Here is a 16,687-nt window from a genome sequence, read left to right on the forward strand (position 1 = left end):
CGGCAAGCCCGGTCCAACCTTCGAATGGTAGGCCGGTTTTCTGGATCACCTCGGCACCTTGTGGCGGTTGCGCATGAGCATGGCGGGCTGCGTGCAAGGGGGCAAAGCAAAAGGAAAAGGCCATGACTAATCCAAAACCCCGGCCAACCATCGTCCATGGCGAAACGCACGCCTATCCCGTGCTGCCGCTGCGCGACATCGTCGTCTTCCCGCACATGATCGTTCCGCTCTTCGTCGGTCGCGAGAAGTCGATCCGCGCGCTCGAAGAGGTGATGAAGAACGACGCGCTGATCATGCTCGCGACGCAGAAGAACGCGTCCGACGATGACCCGGCGCCCGATGCCATTTACGAGACCGGTACGCTCGCCAGCGTGCTTCAGCTCTTGAAGCTTCCCGACGGCACCGTGAAGGTGCTGGTCGAAGGGCTCGAGCGTGCGCGCGTGCAGAAGTACACCGATCGCAGCGAGTACTACGAAGCGACCGCGATTGCGCTCGCCGACACCGATGCGAAATCGGTCGAGGCGGAGGCACTGTCGCGCTCGGTCGTGTCCGATTTCGAGAGCTATGTGAAGCTCAACAAGAAGATCTCGGCCGAGGTCGTCGGCGTCGTGCAGGCGATCACCGATTTCGCCAAGCTCGCCGACACCGTTGCCTCGCATCTCGCCGTCAAGATTGCGGATCGCCAGCAAATCCTGGAGACGCTGTCGGTCACCACGCGCCTCGAGAAGGTGCTGGGCCTGATGGAGAGCGAGATCTCGGTGCTGCAGGTCGAGAAGCGCATCCGCTCGCGCGTCAAGCGCCAGATGGAGAAGACCCAGCGCGAGTATTATCTCAACGAGCAGATGAAGGCGATCCAGAAGGAGCTCGGCGACGACGACGGTCGCGACGAACTCGCCGATCTCGAAGAGAAGATCTCCAAGACCAAGCTCTCCAAGGAAGCGCGCGAGAAGGCGCAGCATGAATTGAAGAAGCTGCGCCAGATGTCGCCGATGTCCGCGGAAGCGACCGTCGTGCGCAACTATCTGGATTGGCTGCTGTCGATCCCGTGGAACAAGAAGTCCAAGGTGAAGAAGGATCTGGAATCGGCGCAGGCGGTTCTGGATGCCGATCACTACGGGCTGGAGAAGGTCAAGGACCGTATCGTCGAGTATCTCGCGGTGCAGTCACGCGCCAACAAGCTGACCGGACCGATCCTCTGCCTCGTCGGACCTCCCGGCGTCGGTAAGACCTCGCTCGGCAAGTCGATCGCGAAGGCGACGGGGCGCGAATTCGTGCGCGTCTCGCTCGGCGGCGTGCGCGACGAGGCCGAGATCCGCGGTCACCGCCGCACCTATATCGGTTCGATGCCCGGCAAGATCATCCAGTCGATGCGGAAGGCGAAGTCGTCCAATCCGCTGTTCCTGCTGGACGAGATCGACAAGATGGGCGCCGATTTCCGCGGCGATCCGTCTTCGGCGCTGCTCGAGGTCCTCGACCCCGAGCAGAACGGGACCTTCAACGACCACTACCTCGAGGTCGACTACGATCTGTCCAACGTGATGTTCATCACGACCGCGAATACGCTCAATATTCCGGGACCGCTGATGGACCGCATGGAGATCATCCGGATCGCGGGCTACACCGAGAACGAGAAGGTCGAGATCGCGCGCAAGCATCTGATCCCGAACGCGGTGTCCAAGCACGGCTTGGACTCCAAGGAGTTCTCGATCGACGACGACGCGCTGCTGCTGTTGATCCGCCGCTACACCCGCGAAGCGGGCGTGCGTAATCTGGAGCGTGAGCTCTCCACACTCGCCCGCAAGGCGGTGAAGGAGCTGATGATCTCCAAGAAGAAGTCGGTCAAGGTCACCGAGAAGACTCTGGAAGAGTTGCTCGGCGTGCCGAAGTACCGCTTCGGCGAGATCGAGAGCGAGCCGCAGGTCGGTATCGTCACGGGCCTGGCCTGGACCGATGTCGGCGGCGAGCTGTTGACGATCGAAGGCGTCATGATGCCCGGCAAGGGCAAGATGACGGTCACGGGCAATCTGCGCGACGTGATGAAGGAATCGATCTCGGCGGCGGCGTCCTACGTGCGCTCGCGTGCGATCGTCTACGGCATCGAGCCGCCGCTGTTCGACCGGCGCGACATCCACGTGCACGTGCCGGAAGGCGCGACGCCGAAGGACGGTCCGTCGGCGGGCGTGGCGATGGCCACCGCGATCATCTCGGTCATGACCGGCATTCCGGTCCGCCACGATGTCGCGATGACCGGCGAGATCACGCTGCGCGGCCGTGTGTTGCCGATCGGCGGCTTGAAGGAGAAGCTGCTGGCCGCTGCCCGCGGCGGCATCAAGACGGTGCTGATCCCCGAGGATAACGCCAAGGATCTCACGGAGATTTCCGATGCGATCAAGGGCGGCATGGAGATCATCCCGGTGTCGCGTCTGGACGACGTCGTCGCCAAGGCGCTGGTGAAGAAGCCGGTGCCGATCGTCTGGGAAGAAGATACCAAGGTGACGGTGAAGCCGGACGGGGACGAGGCCGCCGGCGGACTGACCGCTCACTAAGGTTCAGCGAAAGATGATAAAACGGCGCCTTCGGGCGCCGTTTTTGTTTTGGGGGCAGGGGATCAGGGCGATGCAGATCGACGGGCAGTGCCATTGCGGGCAGATCACCTTTGAGGCCGAGATCGACCCCGAGACGGTGTCGGTCTGCCATTGCCGGGACTGCCAGGCCCTGACGGGATCGCCGTTCCGGGTGACCGCGATCTGCACCAAGGCCGACGTCAGGCTGACCAGCGGCACGCCAAAAGTCTACGGCAAGCGCGGCGACAACGGCCGGATGCGTTTCCAGCACTTCTGCGCCGACTGCGGTTCCCCGCTGTTCACCAGCGGCGAGGGTGATCAGGCCGACGATTGGGGCATCCGCTGGGGCTCAATCCGCCAGCGCGATAAATTGCGGCCCGTCAGGCAGATCTGGTGCCAGTCGGCGGCGGTGTGGATCGACGCGGTGCCGCTGCTGCCGGGGAGGCCGGGGGATTAGGCTGGCTTGCCAAGCCGAAGCTCGCCGCAAAAAGCCCGACTTCGCCCGTTGGGATTCGGCGTGGCAGCCTGCGTCGCTGCGCGAGCGCAGGCTGGTGGGCGGTCACGGATTCGAACCGCGGACCCTCTCGGTGTAAACGAGATGCTCTAACCAGCTGAGCTAACCGCCCCAAGGCGCCTCTTTAGCCCTCCCGCGGGTGTTCGAGCAAGGCCCGAACGCATCGCAAACAGGGCTCGAGCAAGACCGCCTTTGTGATGATTGTCACAGGCGTCCGTGTGCGAGTCGGCCAATGTCCACCGCAATTCACGATGGAGGGGTGGCCAATGTGTGCTCTGCTGGACCTCATCTACCGACATTTTTGCCGGGCGTGTTTGCGCGAAGTGCGACGCATGAGCCGCCGCGGCTCGATCATTCCAATTTGGTAGTTCCGGCTGACGGCGCGCCGATTTGGCCGCTGGCGGCTGTCCTGGCTCCTTGCGCCTGGCATCGGACGCCCACGAGCCGCCCTCCAAGGGTCCAAAATTGCCCTTTTTCGGTCATCTTTTTGATCGCCATCCGAACCAACGTTACGGCTCCCTGTGGCAGCGTGGAGTATCGCCGTGATGAGTGATCTTCGCATCAAGCTGGAAAGGTACGAGTCGAAAGCCGCCCACTGCATGAAAGCGGCTCAAGAAGCTCCTGATGAGGCCGGTCGGGCCTTCTACGAGGAGCTTGCCAACTATTACGACGAGCTGGCAGCCGACTTTCGCCGCGTCCTCGCCAAGCGAACCGGAGTTTCGCTCGCGGCCGAATGATCCGGCGTAGCGCAGGTCGGCAGTTGAAGACCTCAGCGTCCGTCAACCTCTGACGCCGTGCCGTGCGGCGTGAACGCAAGAACGTCTCGCTGACAGGTGGACCGAGCAGGTCGCCTCAGTTGACGGCGTCCTTGCTTTTCGGCATCGGGGTCTTTCGACCAAGCTGCCGGAGGGGATCCATGGAACAGCCAAGCGGACACGCAGAGAATGCCGACCAGATCGCCTATTGGAACGGTCCGAGCGGGCAGCGCTGGGCCGATCGGCACGCGGCCCAGGAAAGCTTGCTCGGCCCCATCGCCGACGTGCTGATCGACCGCGCCAAGCCGAAGCCGGGTGAACGCGTTCTCGACGTCGGCTGCGGCTCCGGTGCGACGACGTTCGCGTTCGCGAGGGCGGTCGCGCCTGATGGCTTCGCGCTCGGCCTCGACGTCTCCGATCCGATGCTGTCGCAGGCGCGTGCGTTTGCGCCAAAAGGCCTGCCGCTCGATTTCGTGCTGGCGGATGCGACAGTCCATCCGTTCGAGCCAGCGAGCTTTGACCTGTTGGCGTCGCGCTTCGGCGTGATGTTCTTCGCCGACCCGATCGCGTCTTTCACCAACCTCCGCCGCGCGCTGAAGCCGACCGGACGGCTCGCCTTTGCCTGCTGGCGCGAGCCGAAGGAAAATCCGTGGATGATGGCGCCGCTGATGGCGGTCTACAAACATGTCCCGAAGATGCCGCCGGTCGGGCCGGAAGAACCGGGCCCGTTCGCCTTCGCCTCAGAGGAGCGCGTGACGCGCATCCTCAAGGGCGCGGGATTCGTGGACGTGGCGATGGAGCCGCATAATCTCGCTATGGATGTCGCAATCGGCGGTGGGCTTGATGCCGCGGTCGAGGGCTCGCTCCAGATCGGCCCCGCCAGCCGCGCGCTGCAAGGCCATCCGCCGGAGACATATGCCGCTGCAAAAGCCTCGATCCGCGAGATGCTCGCGCCGTTCATGAAGGGACAAAGCGTAGCGTTGCCGGGCGCGATCTGGATCGTCACGGCGAAGGCGGCGTAGGCGACGCTCTATCCACCGTCATTGCGAGCGTAGCGAAGCAATCCAGACTGCCTCCGCGGAGACAGTCTGGATTGCTTCGTCGCTTCGCTCCTCGCAGTGACGGCGTGGATGGGCCTGTGAGTCCTACACCACATCATCCGGCGCGAGCGCGCAGCCATTGTCGGGATGCATCTCGATCTGGAGCGTGGTGTGGCCGATGCGGAATGACGCCTTGAGCTGCTGCGCCGTCTCCATCAGGAATGCATCGCCGGCTCCCGTGGGCATGACGAGATGGCAGGTCAGCGCCGTCTCGGTGGTCGAGATCGGCCAGACGTGGAGATCGTGGATTCCCGAGACGCCGGGCCGCTCCAGCAGAAAGATCTTGATCGCGGCGATGTCGGTGCCCTTCGGCGCGGCCGCCATCGACATGTCGATGGAGCCGCGCAGCAGGCTGGTGGTGCTCCAGAGGATGGTGGCGCAGATGACGAGGCTGGTGACGGGATCGAGCCAGAGCCAGCCGGTCCAGATGATCAGCGCCGCCGAGACCACGACGCCGAGCGAGACCGCGGCGTCGGCCGCCATGTGCAGATAGGCGCCTTCGATGTTGATGTCGTCCTTGCGTCCGCGCGCGAACAGCATGGCGGTAAAACCGTTGATGAGGATGCCGATGCCGGCGACCACCATCACGGTGACGCCCGCGACCGGCTCCGGCTCGCGCAGCCGCAAGATCGCTTCCCAGCCGATCGCGCCGGTCGCGACCAGCAGGAACACCGCGTTCGCAAGCGCCGCCAGGATGGTGGAGGCGCGAAAGCCATAGGTGAAGCGGCCGCTCGGCGCGCGCCGTGCCGCGATCGATGCGCACCAGGCCACGACCAGGCCGAGCACGTCGCTGAGGTTGTGGCCGGCATCGGCGAGCAGGGCGGTGGAGTTGCCGATATAGCCGTAGATCGCCTCGGCTACGACCAGCGCGGTGTTGAGCGAAATGCCGATCGCGAATGCCGTGCCAAAATTGGCGGGCGCATGGACATGCGCGTGGCCAGAACCGTGGTTATGCCCGTGATCATGCCCGTGGCCGGCATGATCATGGTGGTGATGTCCGTGATGGTCGTGGCTGCCCAAATCTAGCGCTCCCCGGACGCCGCCAAATCAGGCGCCATTGTAGGCGTTTCGGCAGCCCCGTCACGCCGGAACAGCGCATAGAGCGCCGGCAGCACCAGCAGCGTCAGCACGGTCGAGGAGATGATGCCGCCGATCACCACGGTCGCCAGCGGACGCTGCACCTCGGCGCCGGCGCCGGTGGCGAGCGCCATCGGCACGAAGCCGAGGGAGGCGACCAGCGCGGTCATCAGCACCGGGCGCAGCCGCGTCAGCGCACCCTCGCGCACCGCGTCGGCAACGGGCCGCCCCTCACTGCGCAGCCGCTCGATGAAGGCGATGATGACGAGGCCGTTGAGAACAGCCACGCCCGACAATGCGATGAAGCCGACGCCGGCGCTGATCGATAAGGGAATACCGCGCAGCAACAGCGCGGCGACCCCGCCGGTCAGCGCCAGCGGCACGCCGGAGAACACCAGCGCCGCATCCGCCGCCGATCCCATGCCCATGAACAGCAGCAGGAATACCAGCAGCAGCGCAACCGGCACCACGATCGTCAGCCGCTTGGTCGCCGACACCAGCTGCTCGAACTGTCCGCCCCAGCCGATCCAGTAGCCGGGCGGCAGCTTGACCTTCTCGGCCACGGCCTCTTGGGCCTCGGCGACGAAGGAGCGCAGGTCGCGCCCGCGAACGTTGGCCATCACCACCACGCGGCGCTTGCCGTTCTCGCGGCTGATCTGGTTGGGGCCGGGCGCGATCTCGATCGTCGCAACCGAGGACAGGGGCACGTAGCGGGGCGTCGAACCCGATGCACCCGGCCAGGCGGACTTGGTGACGGCGGGGACATCGTCGCCCGGCGGCAGCGGGATCGGCAGCGATTTGATCGTATCGGGGTTGGCCCGCAGGTTTTCCGGCAGCCGCACCACGATGTCGAAGCGGCGATCGCCCTCGAACAGCTTTCCGACCGGCTTGCCGCCGATCGCGATCTCGACCAGGTTCTGCACCTCGCTGAGACTGAGTCCGTAACGCGACAACGCTTGGCGGTCGAGCTTGACGGTGAGGATCGGCAGGCCTGCGACCTGCTCGGTCTTTACGTCGGCGGCACCCTCGATGCCGCGGACCACGCCGTTGACCTGCTGGGCGATGCCGGCCAGCACGTCGAGATCGTCGCCGAAGATCTTGACGCCAACATCGCTGCGGATACCGGCGATCAGCTCGTTGAAGCGCATCTGGATCGGTTGGGTCATCGCATAGGCAGTGCCGGGCAGGGTGTTGGCGGTGCGCTCGATGTCCTCGATCACCTCGTTCTTCGGCTTGGCGGGATCGGGCCATTCCTCACGCGGCTTCAGCGTCACGAAGGTGTCGGCGACATTCGGCGGCATCGGATCGTTGGCGATTTCGGCGGTGCCCATCTTGGAGAAGACCGTCGCCACCTCTGGAACCTGCTTGACCGCTTTCTCCAGCCGAATCTGCATGTCGGCGCTCTGGGTCAGGCTGGTGCCGGGAATTCGGATGGTCTCGATGGTAATGTCGCCTTCGTCCAGGCTCGGGATGAACTCGCCGCCCATGCGCGTCGCGGCGAAGATGCTGCCGGCGACGATCAGGACGGCACCAAACGCGACGCTGCCACGGTAGCGGATGGCACGCTCGAGCAGCGGCAAATAGAACCGTTTTGCCGCCCGCATGAAGATGTTCTCCTTCTCCGAGACCTTGCCGGTGACGAAGATCGCCACCGCAGCCGGGACGAACGTGACCGACAGCAGCGCCGCGCCCGCGAGCGCCATCAGCACGGTCAGCGCCATCGGCGTGAACATCTTGCCCTCGGTGCCCGTCAGGGTGAGGACCGGGAGATAGACGACCGCGATGATCAACGTGCCGAACAGGCTCGGCTTGATGACCTCGCGCGCGCCCGCGTGAATCGTCTCCAGCCGTTCCTCCAGCGACAGCAGCCGTCCGCGCCGGCTCTGCTCGACGGCGAGCAGCCGCAAACAGTTTTCGACGATGATGACTGCGCCGTCGACGATGATGCCGAAATCGATCGCGCCCAGGCTCATCAAATTGGCGCTGACCTTGCTTTCGACCATGCCTGATATCGTAAACAGCATCGAGAGGGGAATGACACAGGTGGTGATCAGGGCGGCGCGGATGTTGCCGAGGATCAGGAACAGCACTGCAATCACCAGCGCCGCGCCCTCGACGAGGTTCTTCTCGACGGTCTCGATGGTGGCTTCCACCAGATGCGTGCGGTCGTAAACCGCGTGCGCGATCACGCCCTCAGGCAGCGATTTTGCGATCTCGTTGAGTCGAGCCGCCACGCGCTGGGCTACGGTGCGGCTGTTCTCGCCGATCAGCAGCATGGTGGTGCCGAGCACGGTCTCCTTGCCGTTGGCTGACGCCGCGCCCATGCGGAGCTCGTGCCCTTCCTGCACGTCGGCGACGTCACGGATACGTACCGGCACCCCGCCACGCGAGCCGATCACGATGTCCTTGATGTCGTCGATATTGGCGACCTGGCCGGGCGCTCGGACGAGATATTGCTCGCCGTTGCGCTCGATATAGCCAGCGCCGACATTGGCGTTGTTGGCGGTCAGCGCCGTCATGATGTCGCGGAAACCGAGCTTGTAGGCCATCAGACGGGCGGGGATCGGCAGCACGTGGAATTGCCGCTCGTAGCCGCCGATCGAGTTGACCTCGATCACGCCGGGGATGGTGCGCAATTGCGGCTTGATGATCCAGTCCTGGATGGTACGCAATTCCGTCGGCGTGAATTCGAGGCCGGTCGGAGATTTCGCGCCCGGCTTGGCTTCCACCGAGTAGACGTAGATCTCGCCGAGACCGGTCGAGATCGGCCCCATCGCAACTTCGACGCCGGCCGGCAACTGGTCGCGTGCCTGCTGGATGCGCTCGTTAACGAGCTGGCGTGCGAAATAGATATCGGTGCCGTCCTGGAACACGACGGTGACCTGGCTGAGACCGTAGCGCGAGATCGACCGGGTATATTCGAGCTTGGGCAGGCCACCCATCGCGGTCTCGATCGGAAAGGTGATCCGCTGCTCGGATTCGAGCGGCGATAGGCCGGGCGCACGGGTGTTGATCTGGACCTGGACGTTCGTGACATCAGGCACGGCATCGATCGGCAGACGCGTGAAGTTCCAGGCGCCGAAGGCGCCGACCGCGAGTGTGATGAGGATGACCATCCAGCGCTGGCGGATGGCGAGGGCGAGGAGGGCGTCAATCATGGTCGGCCTCTCCCTTGCCCATCTCCGCCTTCACCACGAAGCTGTTCTCGGCGACGTAGCGTTCGCCGGCCGAGAGGCCTGCACGGATCTCCACGAACTTCGCATCGGAATCGCCTGTTTCCACGGGGCGGGCCTCGATCTTGTCGTCGTCTTCGCGGACGAACACGACCGTCTTATTCTCCAGCATCTGGATCGCCCCTGTGCGTACCGCCACGGCGACGTGACGTTTTGCGAGCACAAGCCGCGCCGTGACGAACAGGCCGGGACGCAAGCGCCCGTCCGGATTTGGCAGCACCACGCGGGCGAGCGCGGTCTGGGTCTCGCTACTGCCGATCGGCGCCATGTAGGCGATCGTGCCCTTGATCTCGCCGCGGCCGTCGTCGGGATCGATCAGCACCTCGTCATTGAGGCGAACGCGCCGGAGGTCCTGCCGGTAGATCGACAGGTCGACCCAGATCGTCGAGAGGTCGGCGACCACGAAGGCCGGCTTCTGCTCGGAGACGTATTCGCCGAGCGAGATCTGCCGCTCGATGATGGTGCCGGCGATCGGCGCCTTGAGCTCGTAGACGGTGAGGCTCTGGTTGCTCTCGATCGCGGCGAGCAGATCGTCCTTGCCGACCCTGTCGCCGATGCGCTTCTGGATCGATTTGGCGACCCCCGGAAAGCGCGGTGTCACCTGCACAACGGCTTCCTGGTTGGCGCGCAAGATGCCGTTGAAGGACAGCGTATCGGTCAGCGTCGCACTCCCGGCCTCCGCCAGCGTGACACCGGCAGCTGCCAGCTTGACGTCGGAGATGCGGATGCGGTCGGCGCCGTGTTCGTCCTGCTCGACATGGTCGTTCGGCTTCTTCTGTTCGGAATGCTCGGCATGCTCCGTCGGCGCGACCTTGGGCGCGAGCAGGGAATAGCCGTAAGCGCCGAGTGCGGCGGCAACGATGGCGATCAGGATGGTGGAGGATGTCTTCATCGCGCGCTCTCCCGGGCCAGCGCAAAGGGATTGCCGACGAGGCCTTCGATGGTCGCAACGCCGGCATGGAAGTTCTGCAGCGCCTCCTGCTCGCGCAGCCGCGCCTGGGTGACGCTCGCCTGAGCGTCGAGCACTTCGAGCAGCGAGAAGCGGCCCTGGCCGTAGCCCTGCGCGATCGCCTCCGAGGCTTCCGTGGCTTTCGGAATCGCGCTCTCGCGCAGCACCGCGAGCTCGCGCAGCGAGCCCTGGAGCGAGTCGTAGGCGCGGCCGGCGACCACGATCAGCGTGTTGCGGTTGGCCTCGCGCTCGGCCCTGGTCTTGGCGAGGCTTTCCTGCGCCGAGAGGATATTGCCCTGGTTCTGGTCGAACACGGGGATCGGCACCGAGACGGTGAGGCGCACCGCGTCGTCATTGGTCTCGTTGAAATGGCGCCATCCCGCCGCGATCCGCACGTCGGGATAGGGCCTTAAGCGCGCCATCAACAGCTCGGCGTTGCGCTGGGCATAGACCGCGGTCCAGCGCACCAGCTGCGGATTGGCATCGATGGCGGCCACGACCGACTGGAACGTCGGCGTCTTTCCCGTGGTATCGAGCCGGCCGGAGACCTCGCCGAACTTTGCCGCGGGATCCCCCATCAGCACCGCAAGCTCGCGCCTGGCGCTCGCCAGCGTTGCCTTGAAGCGTTCGCGGTCGGCCTTCACCAGGGCGGACGCCACCTCGGCGCGGCCGGTCTCGGCCGGCGAGGAGGCGCCGGCCTCGACGCGGCGGCGCAGCAGCGGCGTCAGCCGGTCGATCGCGGCGATCTGCTCGTCGAGGATCTGGATGCGCCGCTGCGCGCCGAGCACGCTGAGGAAGGCGATCGCAGTCTCCGACAGCACCTCCAGCCTGACCGCCTTGCGCTGGATCGCGGCCACCTCGATGCCGGCGGCGCCTGCGGCGATCCGCGCATCACGCTTGCCGAACAGCTCGAAGGCCTGGCTGATCTGGAGCGTCGTCTCGGCCGATCTCGTGCCGCGATAGATGCCCGACCCGAACGAATTGTCCTGCTCATAGGACAGCTCCGGATTGAGCAGCGCGCCGGCCTGGATGCGCTGCCCCGTGGCGATGCCGACGTCGCGCTCTGCCGCGGTGAGCCGCGGGCTCGCTGCCAAGGCGCGCGTGAGCGCGGCGCGCATGGACAGGGTCTGGGCGTGGGCGTGCTGCGTCAGCCAGGGGCTGACGAAAATCGCCATCGCGCACGCCAGGCGCGCGGCAGTCCGTCTGCAAGACATGAAGGTGACCTGTGAACAATAGCATCGTAGGCGCACGGGCGCCCGGCTGATCAGTTCAGGTCAGATGTTTGGGGGGCGGAGAGTCGGTGTCGGGCACGACGCCTGCAAGCACAGTCAGACGAGGCGGATCTGACGCGGCCACCAACTCCGACATTGCGTCAGGCAGCAGCAGTTGCGCGAAGACCACCGAGAAACAGCCATGACAGTGATGGGCTGCTAGCGTCTTGCTATCCGTATCTCCGGAATCGGGTCCCGGCGACGCAGCGATTTCCAGCTGGCCGAACGGATTGGTCACGTCCAGGCATTGGCACGTATGCAACACGCCCGACAGCAGGTAGCTGATTGCGAGACACGCAGCCAACAGCCCGCGCCAGTTGCGCAGGCGAAACAATCTGATCGGGCGGCGGATCGCAGTCACGAAGTCACTCTGGTTACGTCCGGGTTCGTAGCATGGCGACTGGAACAGTGTCGACCCGCAATAATGTTACGTGTGCGGAACTGAACGTCGCACCCGCATGTATCCATGCGATTGCAAGCAGCGACGTCCGTTCATCGCCATCGCTACCGTCGCATGGTAGATAGGAACGCCGCGAGGGAGCCTGGAATGCCGGAAGAGTCTTGTTGCTCGCACGATGCGTGCTGTGGGGAAGCCGCCAAACCCCGTGTGGAGGAAGTCGCCGCGTCAGGCTGCGCCGACTGCTGCTCGGCGGGCGTTCCTGTCTTCGACGGGCTCGATCCGCGATACAAGCGCGTGCTGTGGACCGTCATCGCCATCAACGCGACGATGTTCGTGAGTGAAATGGCGGCGGGCCATTTGGCCGGCTCCCAGGCTCTCAAGGCCGACGCTCTCGACTTCCTCGCCGACACGGTCACCTACGGCCTGAGCCTTTCGGTGATCGGCGCGAGCATCAAGACGCGTGCCACCGCCGCGTTGTTCAAGGGGTTGTCGCTCAGTGCCATGGCCGCCTGGGTGTTCGGGTCAACGCTCTATCAGACCCTGGTCCTGGGGCTCCCGCGTGCGGAGCTGATGGGAGCGATGAGCCTGGCCGCGCTGGCAGCGAACCTGACTTCGGTTCTCTTGCTCGCGCGCTACAAGGACGGCGACGCCAACGTGCGCTCGGTTTGGCTCTGCTCGCGCAATGACGCGATCGGCAACGTCATCGTGATGGTCGCTGCCATCGGTGTATTTGGAACCGCGACGGCATGGCCCGATCTGGCTGTCGCCGCGGTAATGGCTGGAATCTTCCTGACCTCGTCGCTGCAAATCTTGCGGCAAGCATGGGCAGAGTATCGCGGTGGGCAAGCTGCCGTGACTGCCTGAGGGTGGCCTTTGTGCGCGATCCAAACGCGGAAAGGCCCCAGCCCGGGGCTGACCGGCTGAGGCCTTATGTGCTCACATTCTCATCCTTGGGACTTGAGACGCTAACGCGCCCCGCACTGGATCGTTCCGCAGGGCTCGGAATTATTTTGCCCTGCTGCCGGGAGGTGCGGTGTTCCTACGCCTTCTCCTCCCAGATCATCGCGAGATGCACGATCGTCTGCACCGCCTTTTCCATGTCCTGCCGGCTGACCCATTCGAGCCGCGAATGAAACGCGTGCTCGCCGGCGAAGATGTTGGGGCAGGGCAGGCCCATGAAGGACAGGCGCGAGCCGTCGGTGCCGCCGCGGATCGCGGTGCGCATCGGGCGCAGGCCGGCACGGCGGATCGCCTCGATCGCGTATTCGAGGATCTGCGGGTGACGGTCGATCACCTGCTTCATGTTGCGGTACTGCTCCCTGACCTCGAACTTGTAGGTCGAGCGCGGATAGTCCTTCATCACGTCCTTGACGATGTTCTCGAGCAGGACTTCCTTCTCCTTCAGCCCTTCCTCGGTGAAGTCGCGCACGATGAAGGAGAGCGTCGCCTGCTCCAGCGCGCCGTCGATGCCGATCGGATGCAGAAAGCCCTGCTTGCCTGACGTCGTCTCGGGCGAGCAGCCTTCCTTGGGCAGGCGTTCGACGATGGCGGCTGCGATCTTGATCGCGTGCTCCATCTTGCCCTTGGCGTAGCCGGGATGGGCGCTGACGCCGTTGATGGTGATGGTGGCGCCGTCGGCCGAGAAGGTCTCGTCCTCGACGCTGCCGGCGCTCTCGCCGTCCATGGTGTAGCCGAAATCGGCGCCGAGCTTCTTCAGGTCGACGTTGTCGACGCCGCGGCCGATCTCCTCGTCCGGCGTGAACAGGATCTTGATGGTCCCGTGCTTCACATCGGGGTTGTTGATGAAGAAATGCGCGGCATCCATAATCTCGGCGACGCCGGCCTTGTTGTCGGCGCCGAGCAGCGTGGTGCCGTCGGTGGTGATGATGTCGTTGCCGATCTGGTTCTTCAGCGCGGGATGTTCAGTGAAGCGGATCACCTGGCTGGTATCGCCCGGCAGCGTGATATCGCCGCCGCGATAGTCCTTCACCAGCTGCGGCTTGACGTCCTTGCCGGTCACGTCGGGCGAGGTGTCCATGTGCGAGCAGAAGCAGATCACCGGCACCTTCTTGGTCGTGTTGGCCGGGATCGTTCCGTAGACGTAGCCGAAGTCGTCGAGATGCGCGTCGGCGACGCCCATGGCCTTCAACTCGGCGGCGAGCACGCGGCCGAGATCTTTCTGTTTCTCGGTCGAGGGCGAGGCCGGGGATTCCGGATCGGACTGGGTGTCGATGGTGACGTAGCGCAGGAAGCGTTCGGTCACGGTGTGCGAAAAGGAGAGGGAGGACATTTCTGGTCAAACCGCCGGGTCTTGGGGAAGCAAGGCTTGGGGGAAGCAGGCGGTATATCAGAAAAGCGGGCCGTGATGCGGCCGGAACGAAGCGGATCAGGCTTAACGAAACGTAGCTGCTAGATCGCTTCCTTGAGCTCCTTGACCGGGCGGAAGGCAACCTTCTTGCTGGCCTTGATGTGGATCGCCTCGCCGGTGGTGGGGTTGCGGCCGGTGCGGGCGGCGCGCTTGCGGACCTGGAGGATGCCGAGCCCGACGATGCGGACGCGGTCGCCCTTCTTGAGGTGCTTGGCGATCAGATCGACCATGTCGGTCAGGACGGCCTCGGCGTGCTTTTTCGAGAGGTCCTGGCTCTCCGCGACGTCAGCGGCGAGGTGCTTGAGCGTGATGGTGGCGGGAGCGGCTGCCTTCTTCGCCGAATCCTTCTTGGCCGAATCCTTCTTAGCCATGTCTGGCCTCCTCAATGACAGGGAAGCCCCGGAAAAGCCGGTCAAGCGTGGGGATCCCTCCAAGTCCTGGAAGGCGTAGACGATTCGGGCGCGGACTGACTATGCCAGGAGTTCCCGGCAGACGCCGGCAATGCCGCGAAAGGCATCGAGAAGTTCGGGCTAAGACTATGAAGGGATTGCCAAAATGGCGCGAGAGACGGGGCTCGAACCCGCGACCTCCGGCGTGACAGGCCGGCGCTCTAACCAACTGAGCTACTCCCGCGTGGTTCGCTGAAAGCGCGCGGAACGAGGGGGGACTTAAAGGCGGGGCTTGGTGAAGTCAAGGACGTTGCGCTTTGTCAGGACGCATCGGCTAAGCATTGCTCTGGAAAACGAAAAAGGCCGCCAGGCGGCGGCCTCGGTCAGCCCGAAACAGGGCGTGTCAGCGAATCTCCGACGTGCCTGCGCTGGTCACGGCCACCGGCTTGCCGGCCTTGATCACGTGGGCCGATTGGGCGGTCTGGCTGTAATCGACGTTGGTGCGGGCTGCGATCCCGAAGCCGGCGACCAGAATACCAGCAACCAGCGCCACCACCACGATCTTCAGGTGGGTGCCACGATCAGCCGAGTGAATTGAGTGGTTCATATAAGCCTCCCGACGGGCTTAGCCGCCGTCTATGGGCTCATGTCTTAAGGACCATCTGTTTCCGGATGGTTTCGCGGGTTCCGCAAAATGGTTTCATTAATGCGCCCGCTTGGTTTCGCCGGGCTGGCGGCCGGAACGGGTCTCAGGCGGCCGCCCGGCCGATATCGCCCCGGATCGTGCGGGCCGCCCAGACGAACAGCAGGGCGCCCAGTGTGGTCGTGACCGCCGCCGAGAGCAGGGAATAGCGCACGGCATCGGCGCCATAGCTGCCCTTGAGGGCGTCGTTGACCATGCCGACGGCAAGCGGGCCGACGCCCTGGCCGAAGCAGGTGGCGGTCAGCGCGATCAGGGCGGAGGCGAGCGCCCGCATGCTCGGCTTCGCGACCGTCTGCGCGATCGCGAAGATCGGTCCGAGATGGAAGCCGACCAGGAACGAGGTCAGCGCCAGCATGGCGACCATCATCGAGAAATCCTGCGTCAGCATGCACAGCGCGAACACCGGGCCGGCTAGCCCTGAGGTGATCGCCGGCGCCCACAGCTTCCAGCGGTCGTCGCGGCGGCTGATCTGCGCCACCACGAAGCCGCCGAGCAGGGTGCCGGCCATGCCGGCGAGCCCCTTGAAGGTGCCGGCATAGGTGCCGATCTCGGCACTCGACAGATGGTGCACGCGCGCCAGGAACGGCGGGATCCAGGCCGCCGTTGCGTAGTTCGTGTAGGTGGTGAGGCAGAAGCCGACCAGCACGATGATGAAGCTCTGCTGCGAGGCCAGGAAGCGCAGCGTCGGCCCGAGCGGCTCGGGCACGAAACTCTCCTGCATCGCGCCGCGCTTCGGCTCGGAGATCGTCAGCCACAGGATCAATGCGAGCAGGATGCCGGGCAGGCCGGCGACATAGAACGCCATCCGCCAGCCATAGTGCTGGTTGACGTAGCCGCCGATGAAATAGCCGAGGAAGACGCCGAGATAGGTGCCGATGGCGTAGATGCCGAGCGCGCGCGGCCGCTCGTTCTTGGTGAAGAGATCGGCGACGATCGATTGCGAGGCGGGCGAGCCCGCGGATTCGCCGATGCCGACGCCGATGCGCGCCAGCGCCAGCGAGGTCACGCTCGAGGCTGCCCCGCACAGCGCCGTCATCGCACTCCAGAACGCAAGGGCCACCGCGACGATGTTGCGCCGGTTGAGCCGGTCGGCGACGCGCGCGATGGGAATGCCGAGCAGGGAATAGAACAGCGCGAAGCCGAAGCCTGCGAGCAGGCCCATCATGGTGTCGCTGAGCTGAAACTCCTTCTTGATCGGCTCGATCAGGACGTTGAAGATCGTGCGGTCGAGGAAGTTCAGCGCATAGATGATGGTGAGCAGGCCCAGCACGTAATAGCGCCGCGCCGGGGGTTTTGCCGCCGCAGTCGTCTGCACCGACATCTGTGACGTCACATCGACCATCGCATCCCCCCAATTTGTCTTT

General features: G+C 64.8%; 14 protein-coding genes and 2 tRNA genes. 5 read left to right on the forward strand and 11 right to left on the reverse strand.

Annotation, left to right across the window (positions count from 1 at the left end):
• Positions 1–122 precede the first annotated feature (122 nt).
• Positions 123–2,546 carry an endopeptidase La gene (gene lon, locus ACVJ5M_RS22395; protein ID WP_028149034.1) on the forward strand — a complete coding sequence of 808 codons (2,424 nt, stop codon included), beginning with the start codon at positions 123–125 and terminating at the stop codon, positions 2,544–2,546.
• Between the two features lie 70 nt (positions 2,547–2,616).
• Positions 2,617–3,021 carry a GFA family protein gene (locus tag ACVJ5M_RS22400; protein ID WP_354097722.1) on the forward strand — a complete coding sequence of 135 codons (405 nt, stop codon included), beginning with the start codon at positions 2,617–2,619 and terminating at the stop codon, positions 3,019–3,021.
• Positions 3,022–3,113: 92 nt separating this feature from the next.
• Here the strand turns inward: ACVJ5M_RS22400 and ACVJ5M_RS22405 are convergent.
• Positions 3,114–3,190, reverse strand: a tRNA-Val gene (locus ACVJ5M_RS22405).
• 433 nt (positions 3,191–3,623) lie between these two features.
• Between ACVJ5M_RS22405 and ACVJ5M_RS22410 the strand changes: the two genes are divergently transcribed.
• Together ACVJ5M_RS22410 and ACVJ5M_RS22415 are read left to right on the forward strand one after the other, a co-directional pair.
• On the forward strand, positions 3,624–3,815 hold the full coding sequence (locus tag ACVJ5M_RS22410) for a hypothetical protein (protein ID WP_014494837.1): 192 nt from the start codon (positions 3,624–3,626) through the stop codon (positions 3,813–3,815).
• A gap of 179 nt (positions 3,816–3,994) precedes the next feature.
• Entirely contained in the window at positions 3,995–4,855 is an 861-nt protein-coding gene (locus ACVJ5M_RS22415; protein WP_354097721.1) for a class I SAM-dependent methyltransferase, read from the forward strand.
• A gap of 123 nt (positions 4,856–4,978) precedes the next feature.
• Here ACVJ5M_RS22415 and ACVJ5M_RS22420 read toward each other — a convergent pair whose 3' ends face one another.
• The 5 genes from ACVJ5M_RS22420 to ACVJ5M_RS22440 are packed head-to-tail and all read right to left on the reverse strand — an operon-like array spanning position 4,979 to position 11,824.
• Positions 4,979–5,953, reverse strand: a complete 975-nt coding sequence (locus ACVJ5M_RS22420; RefSeq protein WP_354100155.1) for a cation diffusion facilitator family transporter — start codon at positions 5,951–5,953, stop codon at positions 4,979–4,981.
• Between the two features lie 2 nt (positions 5,954–5,955).
• Positions 5,956–9,168 carry an efflux RND transporter permease subunit gene (locus ACVJ5M_RS22425; protein WP_354097719.1) on the reverse strand — a complete coding sequence of 1,071 codons (3,213 nt, stop codon included), beginning with the start codon at positions 9,166–9,168 and terminating at the stop codon, positions 5,956–5,958.
• Entirely contained in the window at positions 9,161–10,135 is a 975-nt protein-coding gene (gene ihpB, locus ACVJ5M_RS22430; RefSeq protein WP_354097718.1) for a divalent metal ion exporter adaptor subunit IhpB, read from the reverse strand. The genes ACVJ5M_RS22425 and ihpB overlap by 8 nt, the downstream gene beginning before the upstream one ends.
• Positions 10,132–11,406, reverse strand: coding sequence for a divalent metal ion exporter subunit IhpA (gene ihpA / locus ACVJ5M_RS22435; RefSeq protein ID WP_354097717.1), 1,275 nt, complete (start codon positions 11,404–11,406; stop codon positions 10,132–10,134). Before ihpA ends, ihpB begins: the two co-directional genes overlap by 4 nt.
• Positions 11,407–11,461: 55 nt before the next feature.
• Entirely contained in the window at positions 11,462–11,824 is a 363-nt protein-coding gene (locus tag ACVJ5M_RS22440) for a hypothetical protein (protein ID WP_208087138.1), read from the reverse strand.
• Positions 11,825–12,010: 186 nt separating this feature from the next.
• Between ACVJ5M_RS22440 and ACVJ5M_RS22445 the strand changes: the two genes are divergently transcribed.
• Complete coding sequence (locus ACVJ5M_RS22445; RefSeq protein WP_354097716.1) at positions 12,011–12,727, forward strand: cation transporter; 717 nt, start codon at positions 12,011–12,013, stop codon at positions 12,725–12,727.
• Positions 12,728–12,902: 175 nt separating this feature from the next.
• On the opposite strand, the gene pepT is transcribed toward ACVJ5M_RS22445, so the two are convergent.
• From pepT to ACVJ5M_RS22470, 5 genes are all read right to left on the reverse strand, one after another.
• Positions 12,903–14,153 carry a peptidase T gene (gene pepT / locus ACVJ5M_RS22450; protein WP_014494845.1) on the reverse strand — a complete coding sequence of 417 codons (1,251 nt, stop codon included), beginning with the start codon at positions 14,151–14,153 and terminating at the stop codon, positions 12,903–12,905.
• A gap of 119 nt (positions 14,154–14,272) precedes the next feature.
• A complete protein-coding gene (locus ACVJ5M_RS22455) occupies positions 14,273–14,602 on the reverse strand; it encodes an HU family DNA-binding protein (RefSeq protein WP_063982968.1) in 330 nt (109 codons plus the stop codon).
• A 185-nt stretch (positions 14,603–14,787) separates the two neighbouring features.
• Positions 14,788–14,864: transfer RNA gene (locus tag ACVJ5M_RS22460), tRNA-Asp, on the reverse strand.
• A gap of 159 nt (positions 14,865–15,023) precedes the next feature.
• A complete protein-coding gene (locus ACVJ5M_RS22465) occupies positions 15,024–15,227 on the reverse strand; it encodes a hypothetical protein (protein ID WP_166097000.1) in 204 nt (67 codons plus the stop codon).
• A 142-nt stretch (positions 15,228–15,369) separates the two neighbouring features.
• Positions 15,370–16,665 (reverse strand): spinster family MFS transporter, encoded by a 1,296-nt coding sequence (locus ACVJ5M_RS22470; protein WP_354100156.1) that lies wholly within the window; start codon positions 16,663–16,665, stop codon positions 15,370–15,372.
• Between the last annotated feature and the right edge of the window lie 22 nt (positions 16,666–16,687).

Source organism: Bradyrhizobium sp. S3.7.6, assembly GCF_054061875.1.